The organism is Flavobacterium sp., assembly GCF_039932285.1.
In the GTDB taxonomy this organism is placed as follows: domain Bacteria; phylum Bacteroidota; class Bacteroidia; order Flavobacteriales; family Flavobacteriaceae; genus Flavobacterium.
This window is the reverse complement of the sequence record NZ_JBDTQE010000063.1, coordinates 1-15976: the sequence shown is the minus strand read 5'-3', so window position 1 is coordinate 15976 and position 15976 is coordinate 1. Positions and strand designations below refer to the sequence as shown.

The 15976-nt window shown below is 29.2% G+C and carries 17 protein-coding genes; 4 read left to right on the top strand and 13 right to left on the bottom strand.

Annotated features, from left to right (window positions below):
* The 12 genes from ABI549_RS10920 to ABI549_RS10865 form a co-directional block, all read right to left on the bottom strand.
* Positions 1 to 1239 (bottom strand): DUF3987 domain-containing protein (locus ABI549_RS10920; RefSeq protein ID WP_348076490.1); only part of this gene is annotated, 1239 nt, incomplete at its 3' end.
* Positions 1240 to 1241: 2 nt separating this feature from the next.
* Positions 1242 to 1580 carry a helix-turn-helix domain-containing protein gene (locus ABI549_RS10915; protein ID WP_348076489.1) on the bottom strand — a complete coding sequence of 113 codons (339 nt, stop codon included), beginning with the start codon at positions 1578 to 1580 and terminating at the stop codon, positions 1242 to 1244.
* A gap of 140 nt (positions 1581 to 1720) precedes the next feature.
* The gene (locus ABI549_RS10910; protein ID WP_348076488.1) at positions 1721 to 2725 is read right to left on the bottom strand and encodes a hypothetical protein; all 1005 of its coding nucleotides are present in this window, start codon (positions 2723 to 2725) and stop codon (positions 1721 to 1723) included.
* Positions 2712 to 3857 (bottom strand): site-specific integrase, encoded by a 1146-nt coding sequence (locus tag ABI549_RS10905; protein ID WP_348076487.1) that lies wholly within the window; start codon positions 3855 to 3857, stop codon positions 2712 to 2714. The genes ABI549_RS10910 and ABI549_RS10905 overlap by 14 nt, the downstream gene beginning before the upstream one ends.
* A 6-nt stretch (positions 3858 to 3863) precedes the next feature.
* Positions 3864 to 4289 carry a helix-turn-helix domain-containing protein gene (locus ABI549_RS10900; protein WP_348076486.1) on the bottom strand — a complete coding sequence of 142 codons (426 nt, stop codon included), beginning with the start codon at positions 4287 to 4289 and terminating at the stop codon, positions 3864 to 3866.
* Positions 4290 to 4659: 370 nt separating this feature from the next.
* Complete coding sequence (gene mnmE, locus ABI549_RS10895; protein ID WP_348076485.1) at positions 4660 to 6060, bottom strand: tRNA uridine-5-carboxymethylaminomethyl(34) synthesis GTPase MnmE; 1401 nt, start codon at positions 6058 to 6060, stop codon at positions 4660 to 4662.
* Positions 6061 to 6221: 161 nt separating this feature from the next.
* The gene (locus tag ABI549_RS10890) at positions 6222 to 6581 is read right to left on the bottom strand and encodes a response regulator (protein WP_348076484.1); all 360 of its coding nucleotides are present in this window, start codon (positions 6579 to 6581) and stop codon (positions 6222 to 6224) included.
* A 19-nt stretch (positions 6582 to 6600) separates the two neighbouring features.
* On the bottom strand, positions 6601 to 7851 hold the full coding sequence (locus ABI549_RS10885; protein ID WP_348076483.1) for a YaiO family outer membrane beta-barrel protein: 1251 nt from the start codon (positions 7849 to 7851) through the stop codon (positions 6601 to 6603).
* Position 7852: 1 nt separating this feature from the next.
* Positions 7853 to 9280 (bottom strand): glycosyltransferase, encoded by a 1428-nt coding sequence (locus tag ABI549_RS10880; protein ID WP_348076482.1) that lies wholly within the window; start codon positions 9278 to 9280, stop codon positions 7853 to 7855.
* The gene (locus ABI549_RS10875) at positions 9277 to 10422 is read right to left on the bottom strand and encodes a HEAT repeat domain-containing protein (protein WP_348076481.1); all 1146 of its coding nucleotides are present in this window, start codon (positions 10420 to 10422) and stop codon (positions 9277 to 9279) included. The genes ABI549_RS10880 and ABI549_RS10875 overlap by 4 nt, the downstream gene beginning before the upstream one ends.
* A gap of 201 nt (positions 10423 to 10623) precedes the next feature.
* Positions 10624 to 11388, bottom strand: coding sequence for a TIGR02757 family protein (locus tag ABI549_RS10870; protein WP_348076480.1), 765 nt, complete (start codon positions 11386 to 11388; stop codon positions 10624 to 10626).
* A gap of 2 nt (positions 11389 to 11390) precedes the next feature.
* Entirely contained in the window at positions 11391 to 12104 is a 714-nt protein-coding gene (locus ABI549_RS10865) for an ABC transporter ATP-binding protein (protein ID WP_348076479.1), read from the bottom strand.
* A 119-nt stretch (positions 12105 to 12223) separates the two neighbouring features.
* Between ABI549_RS10865 and msrA the strand changes: the two genes are divergently transcribed.
* Genes msrA through ABI549_RS10850 form a run of 3 tightly spaced genes read left to right on the top strand, consistent with a single transcriptional unit; the run spans position 12224 to position 13892 of the window.
* On the top strand, positions 12224 to 12862 hold the full coding sequence (gene msrA, locus ABI549_RS10860) for a peptide-methionine (S)-S-oxide reductase MsrA (RefSeq protein WP_348076478.1): 639 nt from the start codon (positions 12224 to 12226) through the stop codon (positions 12860 to 12862).
* Positions 12863 to 12864: 2 nt separating this feature from the next.
* The gene (gene folE, locus ABI549_RS10855) at positions 12865 to 13536 is read left to right on the top strand and encodes a GTP cyclohydrolase I FolE (protein ID WP_348076477.1); all 672 of its coding nucleotides are present in this window, start codon (positions 12865 to 12867) and stop codon (positions 13534 to 13536) included.
* 50 nt (positions 13537 to 13586) lie between these two features.
* On the top strand, positions 13587 to 13892 hold the full coding sequence (locus tag ABI549_RS10850) for a hypothetical protein (protein WP_348076476.1): 306 nt from the start codon (positions 13587 to 13589) through the stop codon (positions 13890 to 13892).
* Between the two features lie 178 nt (positions 13893 to 14070).
* On the opposite strand, the gene ytxJ is transcribed toward ABI549_RS10850, so the two are convergent.
* The gene (gene ytxJ / locus ABI549_RS10845) at positions 14071 to 14442 is read right to left on the bottom strand and encodes a bacillithiol system redox-active protein YtxJ (protein ID WP_348076475.1); all 372 of its coding nucleotides are present in this window, start codon (positions 14440 to 14442) and stop codon (positions 14071 to 14073) included.
* A gap of 155 nt (positions 14443 to 14597) precedes the next feature.
* Here ytxJ and ABI549_RS10840 point away from each other — a divergent pair.
* On the top strand, positions 14598 to 15976 hold a 1379-nt coding region (locus tag ABI549_RS10840), incomplete at its 3' end, for an ATP-dependent Clp protease ATP-binding subunit (RefSeq protein WP_348076474.1).

The following is a 15976-nucleotide window of genomic DNA, read 5'->3' as shown; positions in this document are numbered from 1 at the left end:
ATTCATTCCTGAAATGGCAACAACATCTTTTTGACTGGCATTGTTTTTTATTGCTAATTTGATAATGTCGTCAGTAGTTGGTAATTTATCTTTTTGGTTGATATTTTCATCTAAAACAATTTTGAAGTTTATAAAATAAAACTCAAGAATGAGGATTGCAATTTCAATGGTTTCAGTACTAATTTTACTTTGATATGTCTGTCTTTTGGAATTTAAAATTAGGTGTGTCAAAAGGCTTATTTTATGAATGTTAATCATCATTTTTGAGATATATTCTTTACTTAAATCATTCACTGCATTTTGACGATTTATTAATTCTTGCGAATAATCAAAAAGCCGTTTATTGGCATTTGATTCAAGATTTATTTGTAAATCATCCATTTCAAAAGTGTTTTCTATTTCAGAACGATAATTTAAAAGATTGAGTAGGGATTTAGAATAATTTTCAGATACTTCAATAGAAATATCATTTATCGATAATTGATTATTCATTGTCAATTTGTTAGTGAAAAGGATTCGGTCTATCAATCCACTTTCTAAATTTCCGTCTGCAAATAATTTTGGAACAAATTGATTTTGAATTGAACCTAATAAAGTTGGATATGATTTTTCAATTCTAAAACTTTCTGTTGTTTTTCGGGATATATCAATGTATTTATTCGTATTTCCTTGCAAAAAGAAAGTTCTCCAAGCTGTGCCTTCAGTGCTGTTTTTATTTGCCATTTTTTCGATAATGAAATAGAGTTCATCTATAAAAATTCCAATCGAATATTTGTTTTTATAATGTGTATAAATTGCCGATTCAATTGTAGCATCTTGAAGAAATAATTGCTTTCTGTCGCTTTTTTCAGTTTCTTCTAATTCGATATTGTTTTTTTTGAATTCTTTATATTTTTCGTTGTCATATTTTACCAAAGGAAATGTTGCTAAATCCATTGCTGGGGATTTAATGTCTCCACGGCTTCCAATTATGGAAAAATATAGATTGGCATAATTTACATATCCCATCGCTTTTATTGAAAAGGCAAGACCACCAGCATTGCTGTAAGCGAACAATATTGAACTTAATAAGTATTCTTTTGGAATTCTTTTTAAAACAAACGCATCGTTAATTAGTGTTTTGATTTCAATTGGCATCTTGGAAATTATCTGTTCCAATTGATTAATTGCAATTTCTTTATTTGTTTTAAAAGCATTCCCAATTTTATCATCAATATCTTTAAGATTTTTTACATCCATAGTTAACGATTAAACAGTTGATTTTTCATTAAATACTCATTGGCTTTAGTCTCTGTATCATTTTTAGATTCTTTTTTGCCTGATTTTAGCCAATCAATGATTTGTGATTTCAAGAAATATAAACGCTTCCCTTTTTTATGATATGGAATTTTGTTTTGATGAACTAATCCATAAACACTGGGTTTTGCTAAATTGATAAGTTTAGCCGTTTCATCAATGTTCATAAAGACATCCTCTGTTGGGGAATTTGAGGGATTCATTGCCTTTTTAATGTTTTCCGTGATTTGCTCTGCAAGTACTTTTATTCCTTCCTCCGAGAGCATGTAAATTTGTTGGTTCATTTTTTCTGTTTTATGGGACAAACGTAAAATGAAAAAATCCCTAAAGGAATACTTTAGGGATAGCTTATGGATGCTTTATGGATGGGTTAATTATTTGAAAAACAATGATTTGTGCTTAATTATTATTTAGTTTTTTTGTGTTATTTTGTTTCTTTTTGTTCAGAAATCAATGTTGTTCTATGTTTTTTTAATGTTTGTTTTGTAAGTACTAAATCAAATTCATCAATTTTAATTTTAATGCTGTCTATGGTATCTATCATTGTATTTGGACTACCTCTCCTTAAAATTCCCTTGTTTACTTTTTGATACACTTTATTATTTGAAGACGATTCATATAAAATAGAGTCGTCTTCTATTTCGCCAATAAGTATTATCAATTTTATTTTTTCGGTTAGTGGTATAGAGTTTTTATCTGATAAGCAAAGGTTTAAAATCAATAACTGTTCGTCAATTTCAAATGTTTGTTTTCTTATTTTGTCTTTTGTTTCAGAATTAATTACAGGAACATTTAATTCTTCGCTGTCTTCAATTATATCATAAACAGTATTAAGATAATCATCAATTCGTTTAACTGCAATAGGGATTTTTTTACTAGGATAATATTCAGAGAAGATTTTTCTAAATAACATTGAATTGACAACGTGCCCATCAAATTTTTCTAAAGTGAAATCTTCATAATTGTTTACTTCATAAAACAATTTATAAAGCTCAATATTATCGCCTAATCTGTTGTAGGAGTTTTGATAAACATCATATTTTAATAAATGTACAATGAAGCTTTCATAGTTTATACTATCAAAATCTTCATCGTAAGTATAATTTGAAACTTTCTTAATTTTTAATCTCTTTAAAAACTCTTCATGCGCTTCATTTTTTAAAACTGATTTTACAACATCTACTTTGTTCTTATTATAATTGGGTAATGATAGCCTATATATTCGATATACTTCTTCAAAATGGTCTTTGTACTTATAAATGAAACTGGTTTCTATAAATTCATCCCAAATTCGTCTTCTTGTATCATCAATTGATTTGAGTGCTGTTCTTCCGTTTTCATAATCCGATTTAAAAGAAGTAATAGTAAAGTCGAGTATTTTTTTTAATTCTGTATTTGTTATTTCTTGATGATTTTTAAGATATTCCATCTAATTGTATATTTATTCGATTTGCGGCTTCAATTTTGTTTTTGTCCATTACTTTGGTATAAATCTGTGTTGTAGAAACATTTTTATGACCTAATAATTTTGATACGGTATATATGTCTGTTCCATTTGCAAGTTGTAAGGTTGCATAGCTATGTCGGAAATTATGAAATGAAATTTTCTTCTTAATGCAGGATTTTGTTATCCATTCTTTTAAAGGTCTGGTTATTTGTGAATATTGAATACCTCCAAATATTAGCCCTGTATCTGTTTTTTGTGTTTTTAGAATATTGTAGGCAGTATCGGAAATAGGATGATTTTTAATAGATTTTGTCTTTTCTTCTCTTAATGAAATGTAATACCCTTGATGTTTGTCATTGAATATGTTTTCCCAGTAAAGATTGTTTATGTCTACAAAACGCAAACCACTCAAAGCGGAAAATATTGCCATATATTTTACTTTCTCGATTTTAATTTCTGTTTTCCATAACAAGGAAATTTCTTCTTCGGTTAAATACTCCCTATGTGTTTCTTCTTCCTTTATGTATTCCGCATCTTCGGCTAAATTTTTTTCAATCAAATTTTGTTTATATGCAATCTTTAAAACAGAAATGAAATTTTTAAAATAAGATGAAGCAGTATTTTTTGTTAGTTTTTTATCAACTTTTGAATTTCTAGTGCTTTTTGCGTTTAATAGATAGGCTCTATATTTTTTTATATAATCGAGAGTTAAATTATTGGATAATATTACACCGCCACTAAAATTTTCTAAATGATTTAAAGAAGCTTTCCATGAATTGTGATTGGATTTGCTTCCAGTATTAAAATAGTCATCAACGACACTTTTGTATAGAGTTATAAAATTAACATTCAAGACCACATTATCTTTAAAACCAAATTCTTTGTTTTTGAGTTGAACATTTCTTTTGGACTTGATTATTTCAGCAAGGTCAAAATTTTCTGTATTCTGCTTTTTTTCTTCTATTGTTTTCGGGTTACTAAATAAATATAACTTTAAAAATTCTCTACGGGTTTCCGTTCCATTTTTAGGATTAATGATAGGAGGGTAGTAGTCTAAATAAAGACTTATTTTCCCAGTACTCAATTTTTTTTCTCTTAATGTTACTCTGCTCATATTTGGTTATTGAAAAATTCTGTTTAAATCTTCCTTTCTTACTAATGTATATTTTCCGTGTTTTTCTTTTGGGATGTTGTGCCTTTTGATAATATTATATAATGCACCGTTTGAAATATTAAATTTTACCATTGCTTGACTAATGGTATATGAATTGTCGGGGTTAATTTCTTCCTTTTTGGCAGAGATTATTGGTGTTAAATTGTTTTCAAAATAGCTATCAATATCTTTTCTCCTAATTAGTGTTTTTCTAACTGAGAAATTGAAAGCATTTAATTCGTTTTGTTCAATTAATCTATAAATAGTTTTAGAAGACATTTTTAGTAGTGCTGAAGCTTCATTAACAGTTAAAAAATCTTTTGAATTTATATCCACAACATATTTAGAAACTTTTGATTTTGTTTCTGTATCGCTCGTTTCAATTTTTTTCATTTTTTTATTCAACTTATAACCTCTGCTGTTGCAAATATGTGAGCAATATTTGGTCTTTGTTGTTTTAGCATCAAAGACATTTTTACAATAATCACATACTCTTTTTACTGTAATATTTGAACTCATATTTAGTCGAATTAAAAGGATATAAGGCGAAATAAGTAGAATTAAGGGTAAATAAGAGACATAATTTCGCCATTTCATTTCAAAAATAGTAAAAATATATTTACGAGGTACAAAAATGGTACAAAAAATAACAAAAATATCACAAAGCAATACGGAGTCTGAATTTTAAATAAAATATAAATCCCTATATTTAAAAGGGATAGATGCGTTTTATTGCGTTTTAATAATTGATGATTTGGGCGTGCTATTTGCCGATACAGAAATTGGCAAAGATGTTACCTAAGAGCTCATCGTTAGTCACTTGTCCTGTGATTTCTCCGAAATAGTACAAAGCTTGTTTAATATCTATCGCCATTAAGTCTGAAGACAAATTAGTTTGCAAACCATATTTTACTTTCTGAATTTCTTCTAGCGCTTTGAGAAGCGAATCGTAATGTCTGGTATTGGTTACAATAGTTTCGTTATTGCGTAACGCACCAGTATTTACAAAGGATAACAATTGATTTTTAAGCTCGTCGACACCTAGATTTTCTTTGGCGGAAATGGTTTCTAGTTTAATGTTTAAAGCTTCAAGTTGTTTTCTAATGTTTAGTACTTCATTTTCTGAAAGTAAATCTATTTTATTAATAACAACAACCAATGGTTTTAGAGGAAATTGATTTTTTATTTTTTCAATTTCAATAATATATTCCGAACTTTGAACTTTAAACTTTAAACTTTCAAATAAATAAAGAACTACTTGCGCTTGCTCTATTTTTTCGAATGTTTTTTTGATTCCAATACTTTCTACAACGTCTTTTGTTTCGCGAATTCCGGCGGTATCTATAAATCTAAAACCGATACCACCTATTACCAATTCGTCTTCGATAGTATCACGAGTGGTTCCTGCAATTTCCGATACAATGGCACGCTCTTCATTTAATAACGCATTCAATAAAGTCGATTTTCCTACGTTGGGTTCCCCCACAATAGCGACAGGAATTCCGTTTTTGATTACGTTTCCAACAGCAAATGAATCGATTAGTCGTTTTAGCACAAATTCTATTCGGTTGAGTAATTCATTAAATTGGGTTCTGTCGGCAAACTCTACATCTTCTTCTGCAAAATCTAATTCGAGTTCTATAAGCGAAGCAAAATTGAGTAGTTCTTCACGAAGTTTAGCAATCTCATTAGAGAAACCACCACGCATTTGTTGCATGGCAATTTGATGTGCTGCTTCATTATCGGACGAGATTAAATCGGCAACGGCTTCGGCTTGTGACAAGTCCATTTTTCCGTTTAGGAACGAACGTAGCGTAAATTCTCCTGCTTGTGCCGTACGACAGCCTTTTCGAAGTAATAATTGTATGATTTGTTGTTGAATATAAGTAGATCCGTGACACGAAATCTCTATTGTGTTCTCGCCAGTATAAGAGTTTGTACCTTTAAATATTGATAATAAGACTTGGTCTAACACTTTATTGCCATCTACAATATGACCTAAATGTAGCGTGTGTGATTTTTGTTTGGCAATATCTTTCCCCGAAACGGATTGAAATACTGACGAAGCTATGTTTATGGCTTCTGAACCTGAAATTCTAATTATAGCAATAGCTCCAGCACCAGATGGTGTAGCAAGGGCAACTATGGTATCGTGGTAAATCATTTAGTAAGATTTCGAGGTGCAAAGGTAATAAAAATAAAAGAGTATCATTTTAGTTTAAAATTGCAACGATTCTTTTAAACCGTATAAGTCGTTATAAAATTTTATTTTATAACGACTTATACAACCTTTGCAACTTTGTCCTCAGAACCTTTGACGCTTATTTACAACAACAAACGTTTGACTCTAAGTATTAATTCGATTGGATTAAATGGTTTTGCAACAAGATCATCGGCACCTAGTTTAAATGCTTCAATAATGGTTAAATCCTCTTTCCCTAAAGCCGAAACAATAATAATAGGGATTTTAGGGAAATTTGCTTTTACATAAGAAGTAACTTCAAGTCCAGATTTATAAGGCAGCATAATATCGGTGATAATAAGATCGGGTTGGCTAGCGTTTATTTTATCTAATCCTTCATTTCCGTCTTTCGCTACATCAATAATATATCCTTCTTTTTTTAAGAGGAATTCTATAATATTATTGATGATTTTATCGTCTTCTATAACCAGTATCTTTTTCATTTTCTTAACGCTTTAGTTTTTAGAACTTATATTGTAATGAAATATACAAATTATATTCGTTCTGGAAAGTATCCAATTGATATTCTTGTCTGTTAAATGATGCTTGCAATCCAGTAACATAATGCTCACCAAAAAGTTTGTAATAGCCAGCACCAACTCTATAAGAATTAAAAGTGAGTCGTTCTTGAAATACTTGAATTGTATTTCGTTCTTCAGGCGATGTTCCGTAACCTACAAATGCAGTTAAATAATTATATTTTGTATCCAAATAATATCTTGCTGTTGCTGTAAATGATGGATAAGTTTTACTATTTTCAAAGTTCAGATAAGTTCTTAAATTAAACCAATAAGCACCTACATATTTTCCTACTCCTAAAACGCCTGAATACAAATCTTTATCGGTCGTTTTAGTATATCGTATTCCTAAATCGCCTTCCCAACTATTGCCTAGATTGCGAAAGTAGGAGTAGGCTAGTCTTAGTTTTGGAAATGCAGTACCATCGCTAACAGCAATGTCTGCATAGGAATAACTCTTATTGTTTATTTTGTTATAAGCTTCTATTTCATACTGAAAACCAGATTTTATACTATTTCCAAAAGCTCGCCTATCTACAAAATTGATGTGACCTATAAGAGTAATTTTCTTTCTTTCTCTGGTATATTGTAATCCAACAAGATGCCATGGACCATAATTGTCACGACTAAAAGCTGTATAATTATAACTTACCCCAACACGATCTGAACTGGTTTTTGTTTTAAGTTCTACTAATTGTTGTTTTAGTTTTGTATCGTCTGGATATTTTGCAACCAGCAACTCTAAATATTCTATAGCTTTTTCGTCATTATTTTCCGAGTATATTACCTGTAGTTTTAGTATTTCTAAATCTTTGTCATCAGGATATATTTTTATGGCATTATCTACAGTAATGATAGCCTCTAACGAATTGTTTTGTTCTATTTCAAGTTTTGTTAAATAGATAAAGGCTTCTTTGTATTTTGTATTTTTATTAATAACATATTTAAGAAAATATCTGGAACTATCTGCTTGTTTGGTAAGCATATAAGTTCTTCCTAACGCCAAGTGAAAGTCTAAATAATTAGGAGCATTTTTTATACCCAAACGAGCTAGATTTATGGCTTTAGTATAATTTTTTGTTGTGCTTATCTCGTAATGAGTTTTTACTAATAAACTATCGGTATCTATTTTTTGAGCAAAAAGAGACATATTTAAAAATAAACTAAATAATACAGTTATAATTTTTGTTTTCATTTTAATCTTTTGCATTAATAAATCCTTGTCTGGTCATTGCTCCCCATTTTTTTTCTTTATTAGTAAAAAAATGAATATACCCTTTTAGTGATGCATATACATTTATGGGATGGTATAATATAGGTTCTAAAAATACCATTACGATTAGTGTGGATAATTCTCGAATGCTCGAATATTGTCTGTGTACTAATTGATCTAAATATATTGATATTAATGTTATGGTGGTATAAAATAAATAAACGAAAAGACTAACGATAAATAAAAAATCGTAATTCACACTAAAAAAAAGAATGTCTATTGTTAATACAATAATACCTAGTAGTTCTAGTATAGGAACAAAAAACTCAAAAAAGAAATAATGAGGTAAAATAACTAAACCTGTTTTTCCGTATTTTGGGTTTAAAAACATTTTTTTGTGTAAATACAAAGTTTGTATAAGACCTCTTGCCCATCGAACACGTTGTCTTAAAAAGATGACACTATCAGAAGGGACTTCAGTCCAACAAAGAGATTCTGGTATGTATTTTATTAAAAAAGGCTCTCTTTTCTCATGCATTAATCTTCTGATTCTTGTAATAAGCTCCATATCTTCACCTAATGATTGGTGCCAGTAGCCTCCAGCTTCTATAACAGTTGCTTTGTCAAACATACCCAAACCTCCAGATACGAGTAACAAACAATTTGTTTTACTCCAAGCCATTCTACCAAATAAGAAAGAACGTAAGTATTCTAATTCTTGAAATCTAGGGAAAAAAGTATCAGGATAATGTGATTTATACAACATTCCATCTTTAAACTCGCAGGAATTAGAAATTCGTATGGCAGCTCCCGTTGCTATGACTTTTGTAGTGTTTTCTATAAATGGTTTTGTGAGCATTGCAATAGTATCTTTTCTTAGAATACAATCGACATCGGTACAAATAAATAGAGAATATTTTGCAGAATTTATTCCAGCATTGGAGGCATCTGCTTTGCTTTTTCCATTTTCTTTGTCTACAATAAGAAGTTTTGCATAAACAGGATTTATAGACTTATAATGACCCTTTACAGGTTGTGTTGTTATTTTTTCTTGATAGAAGAAATCAACCTTAACTAGACTAAATTCATCAATTAATTTTTGAAGTGTGTCATCAGTACTACCATCATTAATAATTATGACTTCAAATTTGGGATAATCTTGTAATAGTAATGATTTTACATTATATACAATTGTAAATGCTTCGTTATATGCTGGAGCGATTATAGAAACTCCCAAAGTATGATTCGATTTTATTAATATGTCTTTGTGTAAGTAATATTTTGAGTTGTAATAACTTTTTATTGCTAAATAGGATAATATAGCCAATATAATATATATCAAGATATATATTACTGAATAAAAAGCAGTAAAAATTTCAAATTTTCTAATGATATTTTCTAATGTAATCAATTTAAATAGGGATTATTAACATGTAAAATAATTTTATTAATTAAATTATTTTCATCTTCATCTTCAATCTTAAAATTATTAAAATAAGATTTATCAATTCTATTAATACAATTTATTATTTCAAATTTTATATCTATATTTTTTTCTTCAAAAAGTATTTGGGTAGCAAAATCTTTTGTTCTTTCTCCACCTATTGCGCCTAAAGTTTTTAAAATAGATATTTTGTTTCTAATATCACTTTCTTTTTTAAAATGTGCAATTAAGATATCATTAGCATCAAAAACAACTAATTCTCTAATAGCCAAAATAATTTCTTTTCTTACATTTTTATCTGGATGTAATAGTAAATAAGTAATTTTTGATAAAGTAAGCGGTTCTCTATATCTAACAATTAACTTAATAGCTAGTATAATAATAGAGCTATTACTATTTTCTAGCCAAGTATTTATCGATTCTGGAATGACTGATTCTTTCTGATAAATTAGATCTAAAATTTTAAGCTCATCAGCATTAGGGATTTTTTTATGATAATTATTTAAAATATCAAATTTCTCGTCTGAAAGGGCAATAAGAGCAATAAGCGCATTCGATTTTAAATATCTATTTTTACTACTTAAGTATGGTTTTATATGCCTCTTTTTTATTTTATAATCTAAACTTTGATAATGATAAAAGCCAAGAGATTTATAGTACCATTTTTTTCGACTAATTAGTTTTTCACTATATAGGTTTAGATCAAATTGCTTATAAATAATAAGTACTAGGTTCTGATTTACTTCTTTTATATTTTGCTTAATATGTATTAATTTGTTAAGAATAAGATGTTTACACCATTTGTTTTGAAAAATTTCACTTTTTTTAAATTCATCAATTTTTAATTTTGTCTCTTCAGAAGAATAGTTAGAAAAAATTAAATCAGTTAGAAAATCATTTATACTTTTATCTATGTCACTTTTTTTAATCGATAATTTGTCTAAATAGAATCGGCTAAGTATTAGTAATACAATGAAATACAGTAAAACAATTATGAGAAATGGTATGGCTAAATATTTTAGGAAAATATAAAAAAAATGAGCTGTAAATGTTTTATCTACATAGCCAGTGATATCTTTAAAAGAATAAAGTATGGAGATTATTTGCATATATTTTTAAAAAAATAAAACCACGAATTTTTGTATTCTGAAATGAAGATTTGGGAATCTACGTGTTATAAAAAAATGTTTTTTGGTGCTATTTTTGCCTAAAAACATAATTCTAAAACAAAGAAATAATTTAATTTAAGTATAAACTAATTTATCAGATAAAGTGTAATAAAATAACTATAAAGTACACAAAACAAGGAGTTAAAATTTTTCGAATACGCCTAACCCAAATAATGCAAAATCGTATTTTGTGGGATCATTTGCATCCAGTAAACGAAGATTTTTGTCTAACTCGAGAAGAGCTTTTGCATCATTTTGTTTGCGAGAAAGTAATTCTAATTTACGTGCTACATTACCTGAGTGAACATCTAATGGACAGGATAGAGAGGAGGCAGGAATTGTTTTCCAAAGTCCAAAATCGACACCATTATTATCTTGTCTAACCATCCAACGTAAAAACATATTGATTCTTTTTGCTGCTGAGCCATTCATTGGATCTGAAATATGTTTTTGAGTTCTGATTAAATGATCTTGTTCAAAAAATATTTTTTTAAATTCAGAAATGCTTTTTTGCATCGAATCTTTTTCAGCATTTTTTGCAAATATTATTTCTAATCCGTTATGATTTATATAAATATTTTTTAGGCTTTTTATGAACTGATAAAAATCTTGTCCATTAAAAGTTCTATGAACAAAATTTTGCAAAGAATCTAATTGTGATTCCTTATGATTTATCACAAAATCATAAGGAGAATTTCCCATAAGATTCATCATTTTATGAGCATTCTGAATAATCATTTTACGATTTCCCCAAGCAATTGTTGCACTCAAAAAACCTGCAATTTCTATATCCTCTTTAAAAGAGTATAAATGCGGAATTTGAATAGGATCACTTTCAATAAACTTAGGATTGTTATACAATTTGACTTTTTCGTCAAGAAATTCTTTGAGCTCTAATTTATTCATTTCTAAATAGAACTATTAAGCAAATCGTACGTAAGAATAATTGGCTTTTTCACTTCTCTTTTTATGGCTCCGTTTACCATAATTAATTTTCTATCTGCCATATCAGCTAATTCTTCGTTATGTGTTACTATGACAAAAGTTTGTCCTAATTCATCTCGAAGTTTAAAAAATAAATTATGAAGATTCTGCGCGGTTTCGGTATCAAGATTTCCTGAAGGTTCATCTGCAAAAATAATAGCAGGTTTGTTTATCATAGCTCTCGCTACAGCAACACGTTGTTGTTCCCCTCCTGAGAGTTCATTTGGTTTATGATGTATACGATTTTTTAGTCCTAAATAAGTTAATATTTTTTCAGCTTCTAACTCAGTTTCAACCTTTGATTTATTTGCTATAAATGCAGGAATACAAACATTCTCTAAAGCTGTAAATTCTGGTAAAAGCTGATGAAATTGAAAGATGAAGCCTAGATTTAGATTTCTAAATTTAGATAAATCTTTATCATTCATTTTCAAAACATCTTCTCCATTAATTTTTAACTCGGTACCAGTAGAAAGTTTTGGTTTATCTAATGTGCCTAATATTTGTAATAAAGTAGTTTTTCCTGCACCTGAAGCACCAACTATCGAAACAATTTCTCCTTTCTTTATATGTAAGTTAACACCTTTTAGAACATGTAATTTATCATAAAATTTATGAATGTTTGATGTCTTTATCATAATATCTCTTTTCACAAAGAAACAAAGAATTTGCTTGAACATCAAATAAAGTTTTGTTAAGAAAAAATATATAAGAAATGATTTAATTAATTTTGAATAAAGTAAAATATCATATACACATGAAAACAATACTAGTATATTTTTTATCAATAATGGCAATAAGTTGTCAATCGAAACCTAAAGAAATGGAAAAATTTGAGCCCAATACTATGAATATCGAAAACGGAAAAGAAACTGCAATTTTTGCTGGAGGTTGTTTTTGGTGTACCGAAGCTGTTTTTTTAGAATTAAACGGGGTAGAAAGTATTAAACCAGGTTATATAGGGGGGAAAACTGAAAATCCTACTTATGAGGATGTATGCTCAGGAACTACAGGACATGCTGAAGCTATAAAAATAATTTTCGATCCAAGCAAAATTTCTTATGGTGAACTACTAGAGGTTTTTTTTGCTACACATGATCCAACAACTATAAACCGTCAAGGTGCCGATATGGGATCACAATACCGTAGTGAAGTCTTTTATACTAATACAAAACAAAAAGAAACCGCATTAGCTTACATAAAACAATTAAATGATGAAAACACTTACGGTAAAAAAGTAGTTACAAAAGTTTCTGACGCAACTACTTTTTATGTTGCCGAGGATTACCATCAAAACTATTATAATCAAAACAAAAATAAATCATATTGTACTTATGTGATTACACCTAAGGTTGACAAAGTAAGAAAAGAATTTAAAGACAAACTTAAAAAATAAATATGAGTTTACTAACAGACAAAGAAATGATTGATATTCTTGGAGATAACCATCAAATGACTTCTGCAGAATCTCCAATGCGTCCGGATGCTTTTATAAAGACGGATGATCAGAAAATGCAAAAAATAGAAAAGCATTTTTATGATATTATGCAAGAATTAGGACTTGATATGACAGATGATAGTTTGCAAGGAACACCACATCGCGTAGCAAAAATGTTTATAAAAGAAATTTTTAGTGGTTTAGACCCTAAAAACAAGCCTAAAGTTTCTACTTTCGATAATGAATATCATTATGACAAAATGTTGGTTGAAGCCAATATTAGTTTCAACTCTACTTGCGAGCACCATTTTTTACCCATATTTGGAAAAGCCCATATTGGTTATATTTCTAGCGGAAAAGTAATTGGATTATCAAAGCTAAATAGAATTGTTGATTATTTTTCTCGTCGCCCACAAGTTCAAGAAAGACTAATTATGCAAATTTTTAATGATTTAAAAATCGCTTTAAATACCGAAAATGTAATTGTAGTAATGGAAGCCAAACATTTGTGTGTTTCTAGCCGTGGAATTAAGCATGAATCGAGTTTTACTTCTACAATTCAATACGGAGGGATTTTTAATGAAAAAGAAAATAGAAATGATTTTTTTAATATGATAAAACCAGAAAAATAAAAACTGGCATTAGATTTGTACATCTAGACTTATAGTTTTAATTTATAGAAATGTCACAAGAAATACAAATAGAAACTCATACAGAAGTAAAATCATACAAATACACCAAACTTCTTTTAAGTTTAGTTTTTGATGCAATAGGAATGTTGTCTTATGCAATTCCTATTCTTGCTGAATTTACAGATATTGTCTGGGCTCCAATTTCAGGTTTTTTACTTACAAAGATGTACAAAGGAACAACAGGTAAGATTGCAGGTATTTTGGGGTTTCTAGAAGAACTTTTACCAGAAACAGATATTATTCCAACATTTACCCTAACATGGTTGTATGTTTATGTAATAAGAAACGAAAAATAGTAAATAAATATTTTTGACTATTTATTTACTAAATCAGTACAAAAGCGAGTTTCCAATATTGAAAACTCGCTTTTTTTTTATTTAATCTGTACTATTTTACTTCTTAACAAATTATCAGAAAATATTTAGGTTTATTATTTATATATTATTTGTGAGTTAATATTAGAAAAAATATTTTTTAAGTTAATTTTTCTTCTAAATCATTCGCATCAATATCACTATGAGAAGCGTTGTAAATAGACTTACCATCTTTAATTAAAATAATTTGTGGAGACTGATGAACGACATTAAATCGATTTGCAATTTCATTTGAAACATTACGAAATTCTATCAAATCTAAAAAATAAGGGATAATTTTATCTTGAGAATCAAATTCGCTTTCAAACTGTTTTAGTACCATTCTGCTTACACTGCAACGCGTACTGTGTTTAAATATAACAACTGGTTTGTCATGAGATACATTCACAATCTCATTTAGTTCTCCTAAATCAGAAAGAGTATTCCATTTTATTGTCGAATGATTATTTTTTTCTTCAGTATTACCAAACATGTTTTTTAAAAAACTCATTTTGTCTTGTTTTAAGTCATTTTGTCTTCACTAAGCACTGATTAACAGACATTTTGTCATATTTTCCGTATTGGAATAACAATTGACGATTATTTAACAAAGTTAACTATTTATAATAAACAACAAACCTAAAAAATATGAACATTAATAAATTTACAATAAAATCGCAAGAGGCTATTCAAGCAGCGCAACAATTGGCGCAAAGCTTAGGGCAACAACAAATAGAAAATGAACACATCTTTAAAGCTATTTTTGAAATTGATGAAAATGTTGCTCCATTTATTTTAAAGAAACTAAATGTAAATGTTCCGTTATTCCAGCAAATTTTAGACAGTACAATTCAAAGTTTTCCAAAAGTTTCTGGGGGAGAAGTGATGCTTTCTAGAACTGCAAACACCACCTTAAACGAAGCCGAAATCATTGCAAAAAAGATGACTGACGAATTTGTTTCTATCGAACATTTACTATTAGCCATTTTTGCTTCAAAAAGTAAAGTAGCACAAATCTTAAAAGATCAAGGTGTTACTGAAAAAGGACTAAAAGCGGCTATTGATGAACTTAGAAAAGGGGAAAGAGTAACTTCAGCATCTGCCGAAGAAAATTATAATTCTTTAAATAAGTATGCTAAAAACTTAAACGAATTAGCAAAAAGTGGAAAACTAGATCCTGTTATTGGTCGTGATGAGGAAATTCGCCGTGTTTTGCAAATTTTAACCAGAAGAACGAAGAACAATCCTATGCTTGTTGGAGAACCTGGTGTTGGTAAAACGGCTATCGCAGAAGGTTTAGCACATCGAATTGTAGACGGAGATGTTCCTGATAACTTGAAAGATAAAATTGTCTTTTCATTAGATATGGGAGCATTAATTGCTGGAGCAAAGTACAAAGGAGAGTTTGAAGAGCGTCTAAAAGCTGTCGTTAAAGAAGTTACTGCTGCCGAGGGAGATATCGTTTTATTCATTGACGAAATTCACACGCTTGTAGGTGCAGGTGGTGGCGAAGGAGCTATGGACGCAGCAAATATTCTCAAACCAGCTTTGGCTCGAGGGGAGTTGCGTGCTATTGGAGCCACAACACTCGACGAATATCAAAAATATTTCGAAAAAGACAAAGCATTAGAACGTCGTTTCCAAAAAATCATGGTCGAAGAACCTGATACTGAAAGTGCAATTTCTATCTTACGTGGTATTAAAGAAAAATATGAAACACACCATAAAGTTCAGATAAAAGATGAGGCTATTATTGCCGCAGTCGAATTGTCTCAGCGCTATATTACCAATCGTTTTTTACCAGATAAAGCCATCGATTTAATGGATGAAGCAGCTTCTAAACTACGAATGGAAATTAATTCTAAACCTGAAGAGCTAGATGTTTTGGATCGTAAAATTATGCAACTCGAAATTGAAATCGAAGCCATAAAACGAGAAAAAGATGAAAGTAAGCTGAAAATTTTAGGAATGGATTTGGCCAATCTCAAAGAAAATGATCCTTTACCAACCTATTTTAAAGAATTGGT

Excerpts from the sequence above, each read along its gene's own strand:
- ABI549_RS10875 (WP_348076481.1), bottom strand. The coding sequence starts at position 10,422 with ATGCAAATAATCTCCATACTTTATTCTTTTAAAGATATCACTGGCTAT.
- ABI549_RS10885 (WP_348076483.1), bottom strand. The coding sequence starts at position 7,851 with ATGAAAACAAAAATTATAACTGTATTATTTAGTTTATTTTTAAATATG.
- ABI549_RS10890 (WP_348076484.1), bottom strand. The coding sequence starts at position 6,581 with ATGAAAAAGATACTGGTTATAGAAGACGATAAAATCATCAATAATATT.
- ABI549_RS10915 (WP_348076489.1), bottom strand. The coding sequence starts at position 1,580 with ATGAACCAACAAATTTACATGCTCTCGGAGGAAGGAATAAAAGTACTT.
- msrA (WP_348076478.1), top strand. The coding sequence starts at position 12,224 with ATGAAAACAATACTAGTATATTTTTTATCAATAATGGCAATAAGTTGT.
- ABI549_RS10905 (WP_348076487.1), bottom strand. The coding sequence starts at position 3,857 with ATGAGCAGAGTAACATTAAGAGAAAAAAAATTGAGTACTGGGAAAATA.
- ABI549_RS10865 (WP_348076479.1), bottom strand. The coding sequence starts at position 12,104 with ATGATAAAGACATCAAACATTCATAAATTTTATGATAAATTACATGTT.
- ABI549_RS10850 (WP_348076476.1), top strand. The coding sequence starts at position 13,587 with ATGTCACAAGAAATACAAATAGAAACTCATACAGAAGTAAAATCATAC.
- ABI549_RS10910 (WP_348076488.1), bottom strand. The coding sequence starts at position 2,725 with ATGGAATATCTTAAAAATCATCAAGAAATAACAAATACAGAATTAAAA.
- mnmE (WP_348076485.1), bottom strand. The coding sequence starts at position 6,060 with ATGATTTACCACGATACCATAGTTGCCCTTGCTACACCATCTGGTGCT.
- ABI549_RS10900 (WP_348076486.1), bottom strand. The coding sequence starts at position 4,289 with ATGAAAAAAATTGAAACGAGCGATACAGAAACAAAATCAAAAGTTTCT.
- ytxJ (WP_348076475.1), bottom strand. The coding sequence starts at position 14,442 with ATGTTTGGTAATACTGAAGAAAAAAATAATCATTCGACAATAAAATGG.
- folE (WP_348076477.1), top strand. The coding sequence starts at position 12,865 with ATGAGTTTACTAACAGACAAAGAAATGATTGATATTCTTGGAGATAAC.
- ABI549_RS10870 (WP_348076480.1), bottom strand. The coding sequence starts at position 11,388 with ATGAATAAATTAGAGCTCAAAGAATTTCTTGACGAAAAAGTCAAATTG.